The organism is Mycobacterium sp. IDUB_9, from assembly GCF_055419505.1.
Window position 1 is genome coordinate 1 of sequence record NZ_JBVAXU010000009.1, and the last position, 16,502, is coordinate 16,502.

The following is a 16,502-nucleotide window of genomic DNA, read 5'->3' on the forward strand; positions in this document are numbered from 1 at the left end:
CGGAAGCTAAGCCTGCCAGCGCCGATGATACTACCCTGTCGGGTGGAAAAGTAGGACACCGCCGAACACAAATTAAGAATCGCCCCCCACGTTTTACGTGGGGGGCGATTCGTTTTTAATTATCGATTTCACAGTCGAATTCAGTTGATATTCGAGCGATTACTCGCTGCGTCGGCGCTCACATAATTATGTCGGCCGTGGCTGCTGCCAGTATCCTTTGCGGGAAGGGCGGGTAGAAAGGCACACGTGGTCGGAGACAGACAGGGCGACGCAGAGCGGCGCCCGCGGCGTGCATCGAACGACCGCGCATCGGGCAACAGTTCAGGCCCTCGCCGGCACTACGACCAGCGCGGGAGGGATCAACGTGCCGGCGCACCCCGGGCCTCCGGGCCGGGCCGGGCGCGGTCGGCGCAGCCCACCGAGGATGGCGAACCGAGGAACGACGGCCCGAAATTGCCGGTCGACGTCGAGGCGAAAGAGCTCGCTCCCGATGTGCGTCGGGAGCTGATCACGCTGGACAAGACGACCGCCGATTTCGTGGCCCGCCATCTCGTGATGGCCGGCAAGCTGCTGGATGAGGATCCCGAGACGGCGCTGGCCCACGCTCGTGCCGCCCGCAACCGGGCCGGGCGGATCGCGGTGGTGCGTGAGGCGGTCGGTATCGCGGCGTATTACAGCGGCGACTGGGCCCAGGCGCTCGCCGAGTTGCGTGCGGCGCGGCGCATGGGCAGCAAGTCGGCCCTGCTGGCGATGATCGCCGATTGCGAGCGCGGTGTCGGCCGGCCCGAACGGGCGCTGGAACTGGCGCGCAGTGACGAGGCTGTCGCGCTCACCGGCGAGGACGCCGACGAGCTTCGGATCGTCACGGCTGGTGCGCGTTCCGACCTCGGGCAGTTCGAGCAGGCGTTGGCGATTCTGTCGTCCCCGCCCCTGGACCCGACCAAAGTGGGACCGACCTCGGCCCGGCTGTTCTACGCATACGCCGACACACTGCTGGCACTTGGGCGTGGCGACGAGGCCCTGCAATGGTTCGTCCACGCGGAGCAGGCTGATGTCGACGGAATCACCGACGCGGAAGACCGGATCACGGAGCTGTCCTGACGTGACCACGCTTGCACGGCAACATGATTGCCTGCTGCTCGACCTCGATGGCACGGTGTTTCGCGGGCACGAGCCCACCGCGGGTGCACTGGAGAGCTTGTCCGGGATCGACGCACGGGTGCTGTATGTCACCAACAATGCGTCGCGAGCGCCTGAACAGGTCGCCGAGCATCTGCGTGAACTCGGCTTCGCCGCCGAATCCGACGATGTGGTGACCAGCGCACAGAGTGCGGCGCACCTGTTGGCCGCCAATCTGCCGGCGGACTCAGCCGTTCTCGTCGTCGGGACGGATGCACTTGCCGGCGAGGTGAGCAACGCGGGGTTACGGCCGGTTCGGACGTTCGACGAGCACCCGGTCGCGGTCGTGCAGGGCCATTCGCCCACTACCGCATGGCCGGATCTGGCCGAGGCGGCACTCGCCATTCGTGCCGGTGCCCTGTGGGTGGCGGCCAACGTGGACCTGACGCTGCCGTCCGAGCGCGGGCTGCTACCGGGTAACGGCTCGATGGTGGCTGCATTGCGGGTGGCGACCGGCCAGGATCCACTGGTGGCCGGGAAGCCTCAACCGACTTTGATGAACGACGCGCTGAGCCGTGGGACGTTCGCGACTCCGCTGGTGGTGGGGGATCGGCTCGACACCGATATCGCCGGCGCCGTCGCGGCGGGGTTGCCGAGTCTCATGGTGCTCACCGGCGTCAGCACCGCAGTCGAGGCAGTGCGGGCGGTTCCTGCCGAGCGTCCCGGCTACCTGGCCGCGGATCTGCGGGGGCTGCATGACGACGCCGACGCCTTGCGCATCGCGGCGCAGCCGGCCTGGCGGATCGATGTGGACCGGGACACGGTGACCGCGCATGCCACCGGGGAGGATCCACGCGACGACCTGTCGGTGGTAAGGGCCACCGCGTATGCGGTCTGGAGTGCGGACCTGGACCACGCCGCGTTCACGGTGTCGGCCGGCGACGACACAGCCCGTCGAGCACTGCAACGTTGGTCCTTGCTGTCGGTGCCGGTCGATTAGTGCGCCATCGACTAGCGTGAGTGTTGCTATGAGTACCGATCCCGACGAACTGCGTGCCCAGGTCGCTGCGGTGCTGGCCGGTGTGCCGGATCCCGCGGTGGACCCCTCTGCACTCGAAGGCATGGACATCGACGTGGTGGCCTCGAGACTCGAGCAGGCCCACGATCTGCTGGTGGCGGCCCTTGAATCCGTCGACAGGGGGCAACCAAGCGGACCGCAGGCGACCGGAAGGTGAGCGTCGGTGGCGCGGCGCGCCCGCGTTGATGCCGAGCTGGTGCGGCGGGGTCTGGCCCGGTCACGCCAGCAGGCGGCGGAGATGATCGAGGCCGGGCGCGTGCGGATCGACGGCATGCCGGCCGCCAAAGCGGCCACGGCCGTGGCCCCGGACACCAACATCACGGTGATCGCGACCGCGGAACGGACCTGGGTCTCGCGTGGCGCGCACAAGCTGATCGGTGCGCTCGACGCGTTCGACGTCGCCGTTGAGGGTCGGCGCTGCCTTGATGCCGGGGCCTCCACCGGGGGCTTCACCGAGGTGCTGCTCGACCGCGGAGCCGCGGAGGTGGTGGCCGCCGATGTGGGCTATGGACAACTGGCCTGGCCGCTGCGGTCCGATGAACGGGTGCACGTGCTGGAGCGCACGAATGTGCGGGAGTTGACTGCCGAGGCGATCGGCGGGCCGGTGCAGCTGATCGTGGCCGACTTGTCGTTCATATCGCTGGCCACAGTTCTTCCCGCGCTGACGGCCTGCGCAGCTGCCGACGCCGATATCGTTCCGATGGTGAAACCACAGTTCGAGGTCGGCAAGGATCGGGTGGGCGCCGGCGGCGTGGTGTCCGATCCCGAGCTGCGCATCGACGCGGTGTGCACGGTCGCGCGCAAGGCGGCCACATTGCAGTGGCATGCTGTCGATGTGACGGCTAGCCCGCTCCCGGGGCCATCGGGCAATGTCGAGTACTTCCTGCACCTGCGTGCCCGGAGCGACCGTTCGCTGGACGGCGAAGCGCTCGAGCAGGCAGTGCGGCAGGCGGTCGAGGAGGGGCCGCAATGACGGCTGAACGCACGATCCTGCTGGTGGTGCACACCGGCCGGGACGAGGCGACCGAAGTTGCCCGTCGGGTGGAAAAGGTGCTCGGCGACAACGGCATTGGTCTGAAGGTGCTCTCGGCGGAGGCTGTGGACCGCGGCCCGTTGCACCTGGCGCCCGACGACATGCGGGCCCTCGGCGTGGACATCGAGGTGGTCGACGCAGAGGAGCGGGCCGCCGAAGGGTGCGAACTTGTGCTGGTGCTCGGCGGGGACGGCACGTTCCTGCGGGCCGCGGAGTTGGCACGCAACGTCGAGATCCCGGTGCTGGGAGTCAATCTGGGCCGGATCGGATTCTTGGCCGAAGCCGAGGCCGAGGCGATCGACCACGTGCTCGAGCGCGTCATCGGGCGTGATTACCGCATCGAGGAACGGATGACCCTGGACATCGCGGTCCGGGTGGGTACCGATGTGGTGGACCGGGGTTGGGCGCTCAACGAGGCCAGCCTGGAGAAGGGACCCCGGCTCGGGGTGCTCGGTGTGGTGGTGGAGGTGGACGGCCGGCCGGTGTCGGCGTTCGGCTGTGACGGGGTGCTGGTGTCGACCCCCACGGGATCCACTGCCTATGCGTTCTCGGCGGGCGGCCCGGTGCTGTGGCCGGACCTGGAGGCGATTCTGGTGGTGCCCAACAATGCTCACGCACTGTTTGCCCGTCCGATGGTCACGAGTCCGCTGGCCAGTATCGCGGTTGAGATCGAGGCGAGCGGCAACGATGCCCTGGTGTTCTGTGACGGTCGCCGCGAGATGGTGGTACCGGCCGGAGGCCGGCTGGAAGTGACCCGCTGTGGAACGCCGCTGAAGTGGGTGCGGCTGGACTCGGCACCGTTCACCGATCGGTTGGTACGCAAGTTCCGGCTGCCGGTCACCGGATGGCGAGGGCAGTAGATACCTGTGCTGTCGGAGATTCGTATCGAGTCATTGGGCGCGATCAGTGCTGCCACCGCGGAGTTCGATCGCGGGTTGACCGTTCTTACCGGTGAAACCGGCACCGGTAAGACGATGGTGGTGACCAGCCTGCATCTGCTCGGCGGGGCGCGGGCGGACGCGACCAGGGTCCGTTCGGGCTCTGACCGGGCTGTGGTGGAAGGCCGGTTCAGCACAATCGAACTCGGTGAGGACGTGTCCGGGAGGGTCGAGCAGATCCTGGAATCCTCCGGCGCCGAGCGTGATGATGACGGCAGTGTGATCGCAGCTCGCTCGGTGAGCCGGGCCGGACCGTCTCGGGCATATCTGGGTGGCCGCAGCGTGCCGGCAAAATCGTTGAGCGGTTTCACCGCCCAGGTGCTGACGTTGCACGGCCAGAACGACCAGTTGCGGTTGATGCGGCCCGACGAGCAGCGGGCGGCACTCGACCGGTTCGCCGAGGTGGACAAGCCGCTGACGCGCTACCGGCGTATCCGCGACGAGTGGCTGGCAGCGCGTCGTGATTTGACCGATCGTCGACGGCGGGCCCGGGAACTGGCCCAGGAGGCCGACCGGCTCAGCTTCGGCATCCACGAGATCGATGCTGTCGCACCACTTCCCGGTGAGGATGAGGCGATCATCGCCGACATCCGTCGCCTTTCGGAACTCGACGCGCTGCGGGAGGCGGCGCAGACCGCCCGCTTCGCGTTGTCCGGCGAGCTGGACGAGCCCGCGGAGTCCACCTCCGCGGCCGACGGTGTGGGCCGGGCGCAAGCCGCGCTGGAATCCACCGATGACGCCGCGCTGCAGGCACTGGCGGTCCGTCTGGCCGAGGCGATGGCGGTGATCAATGACGTATCCGGCGAGCTCGGGGACTATCTCTCCGAATTGCCCAGCGACGCCAGCACTTTGGAGACGAAACTGGCGCGTCAGGCCGAGCTGCGCACACTCACCCGCAAGTACGCCGCCGACGTCGACGGGGTGTTGGAGTGGTCGCGTGATGCCGCGGAGCGGTTGGCGCAGCTCGATGTGTCCGAGGAGAGTCTGGCTGTCCTCGACCGCAAGGTCGCCGAGCTGGAGGCGCAGTTGGCCACGGCGGCAGGCGAACTCACCAAGATCAGGTCCAAGGCGGCCAAGGGGCTGGCCAAAGCGGTGACCGCGGAACTTGCCGGCCTGGCGATGACCAATGCGGTGTTCACGATCGGTGTGGCGCCGATGCCGGCACGGGCCGATGATTCCGCGCCGGTGACTATGCCCGACGGAGAGCTGCTGCACGCCGGCCATGACGGCGTGGACGCGGTCGAGTTCGGGTTCACCGCCCACCGGGGCGCGGATGTGCTGCCGCTGGCCAAGAGCGCCTCCGGCGGTGAACTGTCGCGCGTCATGCTCGCTCTCGAGGTGGTGCTGTCGGTGTCGACGGCCGGCACCACGATGGTGTTCGACGAGGTCGACGCCGGCGTGGGCGGCCGGGCCGCGGTGCAGATCGGCCGGCGGCTGGCCCGGCTGGCCCGGACGCACCAGGTCATCGTGGTGACCCACCTGCCTCAGGTCGCGGCGTTCGCCGATGCCCACTTGCTGGTCGACAGCGGTAACGGCCGTGCCAAGTCCAGCGGTGTGCGGCGCATCGACGATGAGGACCGGGTTGCCGAATTGGCGCGCATGCTGGCCGGTCTGGGGGAGTCCGACAGCGGCCGGGCTCACGCCAGAGAGTTGCTCGAGGCCGCGCAGCAGGAGCGCAGCGCCCCCTAGCCCGGGTTGGCCGGCGACAACTCGGCGGAGCCCCATCGCAACGGGCTGATGTGTGTCAGCTCGACCACTTCGGAGACCGTGAAGTCGACCGCGCATTGTGTGCCGGCACCGGAATCGGCTTCATCCCAGTTGATTTCGGCGGTCCCGGTGAGTTGGATCGTTGATCCGGAAGACCAGTCGACCACCAACAATCCGCACCGCGGATCGGCGTCGATATTGCCCAGCGTCATGAACATCGAGTTTCCGCGATAGTCCGGCCAGCGCAGATGCCGGGGCGAGAGCACCTGCAGAAAACCGGGATTGCCACCGCGATGGGAGGCGTCGGCATTGCCCGCCGCATCCGCCGACCCGATGAAGAAGGCGTCGGCGCCGGCGACGAGCTGTTGCTGCCGGTCAGTCAGTGACTCGCCGCGGTGTACGTCGGGCACCTCCATCGTCGACCGCACCTCGGTGATATCCCTGCGCGAGATGTACTTCGGGCAGTTCGAAAACACCTGATCGACGTGGATCCGGAGGCCCTTCCCTGCTGGTTCGGCGGAGCCGTTGACCCGCATCCGGCGTCGGGTCCGCGGCTCGATGGCGATCATCCCGATCTGTTGACCGCTGCGCAGCAGATCGTGGAGAGGATCGCCCGGCCCGGGCAGCGCTTCCAGCAGGATCGTGCGTGGATCGTCGGCGTGGACGAAGCCGGGTGAGCCGGCGATCAAGCTGGTCCAGAGCCGGCCTCGGTCATCGGCTGCGGCGACCACGATCATCGGCTGTTCGGCGAGGAATGCCGCGGCGGCCTCTGGAACGTCGGTGCGGATCATCCGGCCGACGCGCGCGGCGATGGTCGACTGCCCCATCCGCCGCTGCACCGCCAACTCACCTGAGTGATACATGCTCACCTACTCGGCTCAGAAGAATCCGCAGGTGGGGGTCGCCCCATTTGGTGCAGGGGCCGTCTGCGCCCCATTCGGGGCGTACACCTCGAGCCGGGTTCCGTCCGGGTCGGTGAAGAAGATACCGCCGGATGTGGCGCCCTCTCCGTGCGCGACGACGCCGTCGTGCGCGAACTCGGTGCCAAGTGCTTTCAGGGCTGCTTCGACCGTCCGCACCTCATCGATGTCGGCTGCCTCGAACGACAAATGGTGCAGGCCCGGAGTGTCGGTGGAGAATCGGCCGTTGCTCTGCTGCCAGAGGGTCAGGCGCAGCGTCCCGCCGGCTCCCAGGAAGGCGTACCGGTGCTCGCCCTCGCCGTGGACGGCCAGCGGTTCGAAGCCGAGGGCGGTTCGGTAGAAGGCGACGGAGCGGTCGAGATCGGTGACGTTGATGCCGACGTGTCCGGTGGCGAGCTGGGGCGTGGTGGTCCCGGGCATGTAGTCCTCCTGAATGAATAACCGTTGAAGTTGTTTACACAGGTTAGAACTAGTGCAGGGCTGCCGTCAACCGCCTAATCAAATTTCATCGGTTAGTTCGGCGGGTGTCCATTGCTGTCGGTGGCGCGTGGTTACCCTCAGGTATGCGTGATCCGCGCCCGCATGTCGGCGAACCTCTTGCGCTGGATCTGCTGAACACCCGGTGGATGTCGGCGGACGGACCGCAGGACCTTCTCGCGGACGTCGAGGGGCTGCGGTGCTGGTTGCTGGCCAACGGACTGGATGACCGCTGCGAGGCTGACGAGAAGTCGCGGATTGCGCTGGTCGCGGCCCGCGAGGCGATCCTGCGGGCTCTGCAGGCAGGATCCGTCGACGAGGTGAATGAGGTGCTGGAACGCGGCCGGATCCGGCGCATCCTCACGGCCACGGGCCCCGCCGAGGCTGCCGAGGTACACCAACCCGAATGGTTGGCCGGCTGGCTGGCCGCCGTGGACCTGCTGCGGTTGCTGACCGAGGCGCCCGACCGCGTCAAGCAGTGTGCACATCCGCACTGCATCCTGTGGTTCCACGACACCTCCAAAAACGGGGCACGACGCTGGCACTCCATGGCCACCTGTGGCAACCGCGCGAAGGCGGCGCGGCACTATGCAGCGAAGCGCGATTGAGACCGATTGGCTGTTACTGATGTGACAGAAGCCAACTTGTGAGGCTGGTGTTACGGCGCGCCTCCGCCCTCTGACCGGCGATGCCCGACAGAATCGGCGCATGAAGATGTCCACGCTGCTCACTCGCAATGCCAGTACGCGTCCCGGAGTGACCGGCACTGCGCGAGTGGACCGCGACATCGATCGGCTGCTGCGTCGCGTCGGCCCCGGCGACATCGTCGTCCTCGACGCCCAGGATCTGGACCGGATCACGGCCGATGCGCTTGTCGAGGCCCAGATCGCCGGTGTCGTCAACGCCTCGCCGTCCATCTCGGGGCGTTATCCCAACCTCGGGCCCGAGGTGCTCGTCGCCAACGGTGTGGTGCTGATCGACGAGGCCGGGCCGGAGGTCTTCAGGAAGATCAAGGACGGGGCGCGGATCCGCCTGAACAACGGCGGCGTCTACTCAGGTGACCGACGCATCGCGGTCGGTACCGAGCGCAACGACCAAGAGATCCACGAGTTGATGCACGACGCCAAGAGTGGCCTCGTGGCGCACCTGGAGGCATTCGCGGGCAACACGATCGAGTTCATCCGCAGCGAGAGCCCGCTGCTCATCGACGGCATCGGAATCCCGAACATCGACGTGGACCTGCACCGTCGCCACGTGGTGATAGTCGCCGAGGAACCCGACGCAGCAGAGGACCTCAAGGCGCTCAAGCCCTTCATCAAGGAGTACCAGCCGGTGCTGGTCGGCGTCGGGGCCGGCGCGGATGTCCTGCGCAAGGCCGGATACCGGCCCGCCCTGATTGTCGGTGACCCGGACAAGATGAGCGTCGAGGTGTTGCGGTGTGGCGCCCAGGTGGTGCTGCCCGCCGACGCCGACGGCCACGCCGCCGGGCTGGAACGCATCCAGGATCTCGGTGTGGGTGCGATGACCTTCCCTGCCGCGGGATCGGCGGCTGACCTGGCGCTACTGCTGTGTGATCACCACGGTGCGTCACTGATCGTCACGGCCGGTCACACTGCCTCGATCGAGGAGTTCTTCGACCGCTCGCGCCAGCGCAGCAACCCGTCGACGTTCTTGACCCGGTTGAAGGTCGGGGAGAAGCTCGTCGACGCCAAGGCCGTGGCGACCCTGTACCGCAGCCGGGTGTCCGGCGGGGCGATCGCGCTGCTGGTCATGGCCATGCTGGTGGCCGTGGTCGTGGCGCTGTGGGTGTCTCGCGCCGATGGTGCGGTGTTCGACTTGGTCGTCGACTACTGGAACCGCTTCACGCTCTGGGTGCAGAGCCTGGTCAGCTGAGTGGGCGGTGAGCTGTGATCACGCTACGCGCGCATGCGATTTCGTTGGCGGCAGTGTTTCTGGCGCTGGCAATCGGGGTGGCCCTGGGTTCGGGACTGCTGTCGAACACGGTGCTGTCGGGTCTTCGGGACGACAAGTTGGACCTCCAGCACCAGATCGAGGCACTCAATGACGGCAAGAACGCGCTCAATGAAAAGCTGAATGCCGCAAGCGAATTCGATGCCCAGATGGCGCCGCGGATGGTACGCGACGCATTGAAGGACAAGACGGTGGTGGTGTTCCGCACGCCGGACGCCGCCGACGGCGATGTCGACGCGGTGACGCGTTTCGTCCGTGACGCGGGCGGCACCGTGACCGGGAAAGTGGCACTCACGAACGAGTTCGTCGAAGCGAATTCGGCGGACAAGCTGCTCTCGGTGGTCAACTCGCCGATCGTGCCGGCGGGAAAACAGCTGAGCACCGCGGCGGTGGACCAGGGGTCACAGGCCGGCGACCTGTTGGGGATCACCCTGCTGATCGACCGGAACCCGGCCGCGGCGCCCGTCGATGACATGCAGCGGCAGACCGTGCTCGCCGCGCTGCGCGACACCGGATTCCTCACCTATGACGATGCGCACATCGGCGCGGCCAACACGGCGCTGATCGTGACCGGCGGCGGGCTGGGGGAAGACGGCGGTAACCGCGGCGCGACCGTGGCCCGATTCGCCGCCGGCCTGGCTCCGCACGGCACGGGAACCGTGCTCACGGGTCGCTCCGGGTCCGCGTCTGGAACCGGACCCGTGGCGGTGACCAGGTCAGACGCCGGACTGGCGGCTGCGGTCGGCACGGTGGACGACGTCGATTCGAGCGCGGGCCAGATCACCGCGATCCTGGCGCTGAGCGACCTCGTGGGCGGCGGGAAGCCGGGCAGGTACGGGACCGGGCAGGGCGCGATGTCGGTGACCGTGCCGCAATAGGGGCGAGCCGGCCACCGATTTGCCGCAGGCGTACGCGGCGCGCCAGCGGCGGCTTGTCGGTGTCGGTGTTAAGGTGAGATTCCGTGGGTCGGCAGGCCACAGCAGTTTCTCGATCCCCTGCCCGTCGTCACGGAGGATGCTTTTGCCCGCCTTACGCAAGCACCCGCAAACCGCCACCAAACACCTCTTCGTCACCGGTGGCGTGGCGTCTTCACTCGGTAAGGGGTTGACGGCCTCGAGCCTCGGTCAGCTGCTGACCGCGCGGGGACTGCAGGTGACAATGCAGAAGCTCGACCCCTATCTGAACGTCGATCCCGGCACCATGAACCCGTTCCAGCACGGTGAGGTGTTCGTGACCGAGGACGGCGCCGAGACCGACCTCGATGTCGGCCATTACGAGCGGTTCCTGGACCGCGACCTGTCCCAGTCGGCCAACGTCACCACCGGTCAGGTCTACTCGTCGGTGATCGCCAAGGAACGTCGCGGCGAGTACCTCGGCGACACCGTGCAGGTGATTCCCCACATCACCGATGAGATCAAAAGCCGCATCCTGGCCATGGCGGAGCCTGACGCGACCGGTCACCGCCCCGACATCGTGATCACCGAGATCGGCGGCACGGTCGGCGACATCGAGTCGTTGCCGTTCCTGGAGGCCGCCCGTCAGGTGCGCCACGAGGTTGGCCGTGACAACTGCTTCTTCCTCCACGTGTCGCTGGTTCCGTACCTGGCCCCGTCCGGTGAGCTCAAGACCAAGCCCACCCAGCATTCGGTGGCCGCACTGCGCAGCATCGGCATCACCCCCGACGCGCTGATCCTGCGGTGTGACCGCGACGTGCCCGAGCCGCTCAAGAACAAGATCGCGCTGATGTGCGACGTCGACATCGACGGGGTGATCTCCACTCCGGACGCGCCGTCGATCTACGACATCCCCAAGGTGTTGCATCGCGAGGAACTCGACGCGTACGTGGTGCGCCGGCTCAACCTGCCGTTCCGCGACGTGGACTGGTCGGAGTGGGACGACTTGCTGCGCCGGGTGCACGAGCCGCACGAGACTGTGCGGATTGCCTTGGTGGGCAAGTACATCGACCTCTCGGACGCCTATCTGTCGGTGGCCGAGGCGCTACGCGCCGGCGGCTTCAAACACCGTGCCAAGGTGGAGATCCGGTGGGTGGCCTCCGATGACTGTGAGACCGAAGCCGGCGCGGCGGCTGCGCTCTCCGATGTCGACGGGGTGCTGATTCCCGGCGGGTTCGGCATTCGAGGTATCGAAGGCAAGCTCGGGGCGATCTCCTTCGCCCGCAAACGCAGCCTCCCGGTTCTCGGCCTGTGTCTGGGACTGCAGTGCATCGTGATCGAGGCAGCCCGGTCGGTCGGCATCGCCGGCGCCAACTCTGCCGAGTTCGATCCGTTGACCCCGGATCCGGTGATCTCCACGATGGCCGATCAGAAGGACGCCGTCGCCGGCGAGGCCGACCTGGGCGGCACCATGCGACTGGGTGCGTACCCCGCGGTGCTGGAGGCCGGATCCATCGTGTCGGAGGCCTACCAGGCCACCGAGGTGTCCGAACGGCACCGGCACCGCTTCGAGGTGAACAACGCCTACCGGGACCGGATCGCCGAGAGCGGGCTGCGGTTCAGCGGCACTTCACCGGACGGGCACCTGGTGGAGTTCGTGGAGTACGACTCCAAGATCCATCCGTTCCTGGTCGGAACGCAGGCTCACCCTGAGCTCAAGAGTCGCCCGACGCGGCCGCATCCGCTGTTCGCGGCATTCATCGGCGCAGCACTGGCCTACAAGGCCGAGGAGCGGTTGCCCGGGATGGAGCTTCCCGAACAGTTCGACGAGGCGGGCGGGGAAGTGGATGCCGGCGCGAGTCCGGCGGACGAAGCCGAAGCCGCTTCTCTTGGCTGAACACGACTTCGAGACCCGGGCCAGCGAAACCGTCTACGTCGGAAACATTTTCGCGCTGCGCGCGGACGAGGTCAGCATGCCCGGCGGCGGGTCGGCCCGGCGCGAGGTCGTCGAGCACTACGGTGCCGTCGCCGTGGTGGCTCTCGACGAGGACGGCAACGTGGTACTGGTGTACCAGTATCGCCACCCGCTGGGGCGTCGGCTCTGGGAACTGCCTGCCGGCCTCCTCGATCTGGGCGGGGAACCTCCGGAGGTGACGGCCGCGCGCGAACTGTCCGAAGAGGTCGGCCTTGCCGCCGCTCACTGGCGGGTGCTGGTGGACCTCGATTCGACGCCGGGGTTCTCCGACGAGAGCGTGCGGATCTTCCTGGCCACGGAGTTGACCGACATCGGCCGTCCCGAGGCCGAGCACGAGGAAGCTGACATGATCGTCGAGCGGGTGCCGCTCGGGGAGGCAGTGCGGCGGGTGTTCTCCGGCGACATCGTGAATGGCATTGCGGTGGCAGGCATTCTGGCCGCCCACGCGATGCCCGACGCGGAGGCGTTGAGACCGGTCGAATCGGTGTGGACCGACCGTCCGACGGCGTTCAGGCGGCGCAAAGGTCTGTCATGACAACACCGGCGCCCCTCCGATCGGCCCTCGACGACCAACTGCAGGGCTACCTCGATCACCTGACGATCGAGCGGGGCGTGGCGGCCAACACCTTGAGTTCGTACCGGCGCGACCTGCGCCGCTATGCCGAACACCTGACGCAGCGGGGCATCAGGGATTTGGCCCAGGTGGCCGAGACCGATGTCAGCGACTTCCTGATCGCCCTGCGTCGGGGCGATCCCGAATCGGGGGTGACCGCGCTGTCGGCGGTTTCGGCGGCCAGGGCCGTGGTCGCCGTCCGTGGACTGCACCGGTTCGCCACGGCCGAGGGCATCACCGAGCTCGATGTCGCCCGCGGGGTCAAACCACCCACCCCCAGCCGTCGGCTGCCCAAGAGCCTCACCCTCGACGAGGTGCTCGCGTTGCTCGAGGCCGCCGGCGGGGAGAGCGAAGCCGACGGCCCGCTGACGCTGCGTAACCGGGCACTGCTGGAACTGCTGTACTCCACCGGCGCGCGCATCTCCGAGGCCGTCGGACTCGACGTCGACGACATCGACACACATGCGCGTTCGGTGCTGCTGCGAGGCAAGGGCGGCAAGCAGCGGCTCGTACCCATCGGCCGCCCGGCGGTCACTGCGCTCGACGCGTACCTGGTGCGGGGGCGTCCGGATCTGGCCCGCCGGGGCCGGGGCACCCCCGGAATCTTCCTCAACGCCCGCGGCGGCCGGCTGTCCCGTCAGAGTGCCTGGCAGGTGTTGCAGGATGCGGCTGCGCGGGCCGGCATCGCGTCGGCGGTCTCACCGCACACCTTGCGGCATTCGTTCGCGACGCACCTGCTCGACGGTGGCGCCGATGTGCGTGTCGTGCAGGAACTGCTGGGCCACGCTTCGGTGACCACCACGCAGATCTACACCATGGTCACCGTGCACACCCTGCGCGAGGTCTGGGCGGGTGCGCACCCGCGGGCGCGTTAACCCAGGTACTCCGACTCCAGCACCAGATCGGGCAGCAGCGTCTGATATTCGGCATGGGTCTTGTGATGGGTGGTGTTCCAGAGCGAGCTCTGATGCGCGCTCATGTAGGCCAGGTACTTCGGCGCCCCCGGCAACTTCACGTTGTCGGCGACCACGATCGAGCCCGGATGCAGCCAGTCGCGGTCCAGCAGGCTCTGCAGGTCGGACAGATAGGCGTTCTTGTCGTGATCGAGGAACACGAAATCCAGTGCGCCCGGGCTGAATCCGGCCGCCGCGAGCGTGTCCAGCGTGCGGCCGCCGTCGCCGATGGTCCCGACCACGCACGTGATGCGGTCGGCAACCCCCGCGTGGGCCCAGATGCGCCGGGCGATCTCGGCGTTGGTGGCGGAGAACTCGACCGAGAACACCCGGGCAGTCGGCGCGGCACGGGCGATGCGCATCGCCCCGTAACCGCAGTAGGTACCAAGCTCGAGGGCCAGTCGCGGGTTCGCCCGGACCACTGCCGCGTCGAGCAGCGCGCCCTTCTCGTCGCCGACGTTGATCAGGAACGACTTCTCGTAGGCGAACTTGTCGATGGTGGCGATGACATCGTCGAGGTCGCCGGCGCGGGCATTGGCCACCACATAATCGGCGGCCGCGGCCTCTCGGCCGTCGCCCCATTGCCCGGTGCGGGCGAAGTGTCTGGCGCCGATTCCCATCCGGATGAACGACCACCGCAACAACGGCAGCCGCTGTTTGAGACTCATGACGGACAGCCTAGGACGGCAGATGCCGGCAGGTCAGGGTTCCTTCGGCGTGTGTCAGCCGAGGAGATCGGATTCCAGCACCAAATCGGGAAAGACGGACCCGTACTCGCCATGCGTCTTGTGCTCGACGGTCCGCCATCTCGCACCCTGCTGCTCGCGCATGTAGGCGCGGTACTTCGGGGCGCCGGGGAGCTTCACGTTGTCGGCCACCACGATCGTGCCCCTGTGTAGCCAGCCGCGGTCAAGGATGCTCTGGAGATCGGATAGGTAGGCGTTCTTGTCATGGTCGAGAAAGACGAGATCGACTGAGCCGGTGCCGAACTCGTATTCATCCGCCAGCGTCTCGAGAGTGCGGCCACCATCGCCGATGGTCCCGACCACGCAGGTAACCCTGTCATCGACGCCCGCGTGTTCCCAGATGCGTCGGGCGTTTTCGGCGTTGTCGGGCGACAGTTCGATCGAGTACACGCGGGCTGTCGGTGCTGCCCTGGCGATCCGAAGTGCCCCGTAGCCGCAGTAGGTTCCGAGTTCGAGTGCCACCGCGGGCGCAGCGCGGCGTACCGCGGCGTCGAGCAGCTCGCCTTTCTCGTCGCCGACGTTGATCAGGAACGACTCGGTGTAGGCGTATCGGTCGATGGCGGCCAGAACGTCGTCGATGTCGCCCTGGCGAGCATTCGCGAGCACGTACCGCACCGCCGCGGCTTCCCGTCCGTCGCCGATCTGTCCGGTTCTCGTGATGTTTCGACTGCCCAACGCCAGTCGCCAGAAGGACCATCGCAGCAGCGGCACGCGTTGCTTCAAACTCATGATTCCCAGCCTCGTTTCGTATCGGGTGGTGGCGGTAGCTTGCGGACGACGTGCAACCTGATGGGCCGGTTCGGTACCGCGGCGACGCCGCGGGGAATCGACCGTGGCTGTTTGCGCATTCGATCGCCGTCCGGCCGCTTCAGTTCGACCCGGCTGAGTAATGTGCCCAGAACGATCGACAGCTCCAGCGAAGCGAAAGCTGCTCCAGGACAACGCCGGTGCCCGTAGCCGAACGGCGAGTACTCAGCAGGAGGTGGCTTACGCTCCAGAAAACGGTTGGGATCGAACCGGCGTGGGTCCGGCCAGACGGCCGGATCGGCATGCAGCGCCGGCAGTGACACGCCGATCACGTCGCCCGCAGCCCTCGGGATCTGCCAGGCCTGAATGGCCGACTTCAGCTGGCGCACCACGATCGACACCGTCGGATGCATCCGGAGCGTCTCCGAGATGACGGCGCCGAGGTAGGGCAGTTTGGGCATGTCCTCGGGAGGTGGATTGCCCGCCAGCTCGGCAAGTAGCCTGCCACGGACGACGTCGTCATCGTGGATGTGAAACAGGGCCCACGCGACGGTGGTCGCCGATGTCTCGTGTCCGGATACCAGCAGCGTCCGGAGTTGTTGCAGCACCTTGTCATCGCTGCGATTGCCGGCCCGGTCATCGCACAGTAGGACGCTGAGGACGTCGTCGTAGCCGGCGGTGCCCGTCCGTCGTCGCAGAGCGATCTGCTCGGACAGCAGACCGTCAAGCTCCGCACGCCGCCGCGAGAAACGTCGCCAAGGACCGAGGCCGAACGGGGCGCGGCGCAGCGCGGGGAAGAACATGAACGGCGCGACGTAGTTGCGCATCATCGACTTGACGGTGCGGACGAATTGGTCGGTGCGCACGCGGTCCTCGATGCCGAAGACGGTCCGGATGATGATGCGCAGTGTTATCGACTGCGCCGCGTCCCGAGCGTCGATCGATATGCCTGGCCGCCAGGACTCGATCTCTTCCTCGGCTGCCCGCGCCATCGCATCGGCATAACGGCGAATGCGTTCACCGTGCAACGCGGGCAGAAACCGGGCCCGTTCCCGCTTGTGGGGCATTCCGTCGAGCAGGATTATCGATCCTTCGCCGACCACCGGCTCGATCGGATTGGGCATCGGTGGAGTCAGTACCGATGACGGAATGGTGAGGAATTCGCGGACGTGTTCGGAGCGGGTGGCGAAGAGCACCTCGCCGAGGCCCGGTATGGCCATGCCGAAGGGGCATCCGCGACGAGACCGCCTGCGGAAGTAGGCTTCAGCGTCGTACCAGGCGGCGACGGCGTGGGCGAACCGCATTCGCGGGGTGATCCCGGACTTTGCCATG

The 16,502-nt window shown here is 67.3% G+C and carries 17 protein-coding genes; 12 read left to right on the forward strand and 5 right to left on the reverse strand.

Going from position 1 to position 16,502, the window contains the following annotated elements:
• Nucleotides 1-246 precede the first annotated feature (246 nt).
• The 6 genes from ACZY08_RS27140 to recN are packed head-to-tail and all read left to right on the forward strand — an operon-like array spanning nt 247 to nt 5,857.
• Nucleotides 247-1,101 (forward strand): tetratricopeptide repeat protein, encoded by an 855-nt coding sequence (locus ACZY08_RS27140; RefSeq protein ID WP_463747709.1) that lies wholly within the window; start codon nt 247-249, stop codon nt 1,099-1,101.
• 1 nt (nt 1,102) lies between these two features.
• Nucleotides 1,103-2,119 carry an HAD-IIA family hydrolase gene (locus ACZY08_RS27145; protein WP_463747710.1) on the forward strand — a complete coding sequence of 339 codons (1,017 nt, stop codon included), beginning with the start codon at nt 1,103-1,105 and terminating at the stop codon, nt 2,117-2,119.
• Nucleotides 2,120-2,147: 28 nt separating this feature from the next.
• Nucleotides 2,148-2,354, forward strand: coding sequence for a hypothetical protein (locus tag ACZY08_RS27150; protein WP_463747711.1), 207 nt, complete (start codon nt 2,148-2,150; stop codon nt 2,352-2,354).
• Between the two features lie 6 nt (nt 2,355-2,360).
• A complete protein-coding gene (locus tag ACZY08_RS27155) occupies nt 2,361-3,170 on the forward strand; it encodes a TlyA family RNA methyltransferase (RefSeq protein ID WP_463747712.1) in 810 nt (269 codons plus the stop codon).
• Nucleotides 3,167-4,090 carry an NAD kinase gene (locus ACZY08_RS27160; RefSeq protein ID WP_463747713.1) on the forward strand — a complete coding sequence of 308 codons (924 nt, stop codon included), beginning with the start codon at nt 3,167-3,169 and terminating at the stop codon, nt 4,088-4,090. The genes ACZY08_RS27155 and ACZY08_RS27160 overlap by 4 nt, the downstream gene beginning before the upstream one ends.
• 6 nt (nt 4,091-4,096) lie before the next feature.
• A complete protein-coding gene (gene recN / locus ACZY08_RS27165; protein WP_463747714.1) occupies nt 4,097-5,857 on the forward strand; it encodes a DNA repair protein RecN in 1,761 nt (586 codons plus the stop codon).
• Here recN and ACZY08_RS27170 read toward each other — a convergent pair.
• Entirely contained in the window at nt 5,854-6,738 is an 885-nt protein-coding gene (locus tag ACZY08_RS27170) for a pyridoxamine 5'-phosphate oxidase family protein (protein ID WP_463747715.1), read from the reverse strand. The genes recN and ACZY08_RS27170 overlap by 4 nt on opposite strands.
• 15 nt (nt 6,739-6,753) lie before the next feature.
• Complete coding sequence (locus ACZY08_RS27175; protein WP_463747716.1) at nt 6,754-7,215, reverse strand: VOC family protein; 462 nt, start codon at nt 7,213-7,215, stop codon at nt 6,754-6,756.
• 143 nt (nt 7,216-7,358) lie between these two features.
• On the opposite strand from ACZY08_RS27175, the gene ACZY08_RS27180 reads away from it, so the two are divergent.
• The 6 genes from ACZY08_RS27180 to xerD all read left to right on the forward strand — a co-directional run bounded on the left by ACZY08_RS27180 (nt 7,359) and on the right by xerD (nt 13,599).
• Nucleotides 7,359-7,880 (forward strand): CGNR zinc finger domain-containing protein, encoded by a 522-nt coding sequence (locus ACZY08_RS27180; protein WP_463747717.1) that lies wholly within the window; start codon nt 7,359-7,361, stop codon nt 7,878-7,880.
• Nucleotides 7,881-7,980: 100 nt separating this feature from the next.
• Nucleotides 7,981-9,165, forward strand: coding sequence for a putative cytokinetic ring protein SteA (gene steA / locus ACZY08_RS27185; RefSeq protein ID WP_463747718.1), 1,185 nt, complete (start codon nt 7,981-7,983; stop codon nt 9,163-9,165).
• A 14-nt stretch (nt 9,166-9,179) separates the two neighbouring features.
• Nucleotides 9,180-10,121, forward strand: a complete 942-nt coding sequence (locus ACZY08_RS27190) for a copper transporter (RefSeq protein WP_463747719.1) — start codon at nt 9,180-9,182, stop codon at nt 10,119-10,121.
• A 136-nt stretch (nt 10,122-10,257) separates the two neighbouring features.
• A complete protein-coding gene (locus tag ACZY08_RS27195; protein ID WP_463747720.1) occupies nt 10,258-12,033 on the forward strand; it encodes a CTP synthase in 1,776 nt (591 codons plus the stop codon).
• Entirely contained in the window at nt 12,026-12,646 is a 621-nt protein-coding gene (locus ACZY08_RS27200) for an NUDIX domain-containing protein (RefSeq protein ID WP_463747721.1), read from the forward strand. Before ACZY08_RS27195 ends, ACZY08_RS27200 begins: the two co-directional genes overlap by 8 nt.
• Nucleotides 12,643-13,599 (forward strand): site-specific tyrosine recombinase XerD, encoded by a 957-nt coding sequence (gene xerD / locus ACZY08_RS27205; RefSeq protein ID WP_463747722.1) that lies wholly within the window; start codon nt 12,643-12,645, stop codon nt 13,597-13,599. Before ACZY08_RS27200 ends, xerD begins: the two co-directional genes overlap by 4 nt.
• On the opposite strand, the gene ACZY08_RS27210 is transcribed toward xerD, so the two are convergent.
• The 3 genes from ACZY08_RS27210 to ACZY08_RS27220 are packed head-to-tail and all read right to left on the reverse strand — an operon-like array spanning nt 13,596 to nt 16,501.
• The gene (locus ACZY08_RS27210) at nt 13,596-14,345 is read right to left on the reverse strand and encodes an O-methyltransferase (protein ID WP_463747723.1); all 750 of its coding nucleotides are present in this window, start codon (nt 14,343-14,345) and stop codon (nt 13,596-13,598) included. The two genes, xerD and ACZY08_RS27210, sit on opposite strands and share 4 nt — an antisense overlap.
• A 54-nt stretch (nt 14,346-14,399) precedes the next feature.
• Complete coding sequence (locus ACZY08_RS27215; protein ID WP_463747724.1) at nt 14,400-15,152, reverse strand: O-methyltransferase; 753 nt, start codon at nt 15,150-15,152, stop codon at nt 14,400-14,402.
• A complete protein-coding gene (locus tag ACZY08_RS27220; RefSeq protein ID WP_463747725.1) occupies nt 15,149-16,501 on the reverse strand; it encodes a cytochrome P450 in 1,353 nt (450 codons plus the stop codon). Before ACZY08_RS27220 ends, ACZY08_RS27215 begins: the two co-directional genes overlap by 4 nt.
• Nucleotide 16,502 lies beyond the last annotated feature (1 nt).

Coding starts and splice junctions, on each gene's coding strand:
- ACZY08_RS27150 (WP_463747711.1), top strand. CDS start 2,148: ATGAGTACCGATCCCGACGAACTGCGTGCCCAGGTCGCTGCGGTGCTG.
- ACZY08_RS27160 (WP_463747713.1), top strand. CDS start 3,167: ATGACGGCTGAACGCACGATCCTGCTGGTGGTGCACACCGGCCGGGAC.
- ACZY08_RS27170 (WP_463747715.1), bottom strand. CDS start 6,738: ATGTATCACTCAGGTGAGTTGGCGGTGCAGCGGCGGATGGGGCAGTCG.
- ACZY08_RS27175 (WP_463747716.1), bottom strand. CDS start 7,215: ATGCCCGGGACCACCACGCCCCAGCTCGCCACCGGACACGTCGGCATC.
- ACZY08_RS27180 (WP_463747717.1), top strand. CDS start 7,359: ATGCGTGATCCGCGCCCGCATGTCGGCGAACCTCTTGCGCTGGATCTG.
- steA (WP_463747718.1), top strand. CDS start 7,981: ATGAAGATGTCCACGCTGCTCACTCGCAATGCCAGTACGCGTCCCGGA.
- ACZY08_RS27195 (WP_463747720.1), top strand. CDS start 10,258: ATGCTTTTGCCCGCCTTACGCAAGCACCCGCAAACCGCCACCAAACAC.
- xerD (WP_463747722.1), top strand. CDS start 12,643: ATGACAACACCGGCGCCCCTCCGATCGGCCCTCGACGACCAACTGCAG.
- ACZY08_RS27210 (WP_463747723.1), bottom strand. CDS start 14,345: ATGAGTCTCAAACAGCGGCTGCCGTTGTTGCGGTGGTCGTTCATCCGG.
- ACZY08_RS27215 (WP_463747724.1), bottom strand. CDS start 15,152: ATGAGTTTGAAGCAACGCGTGCCGCTGCTGCGATGGTCCTTCTGGCGA.
- ACZY08_RS27220 (WP_463747725.1), bottom strand. CDS start 16,501: ATGGCAAAGTCCGGGATCACCCCGCGAATGCGGTTCGCCCACGCCGTC.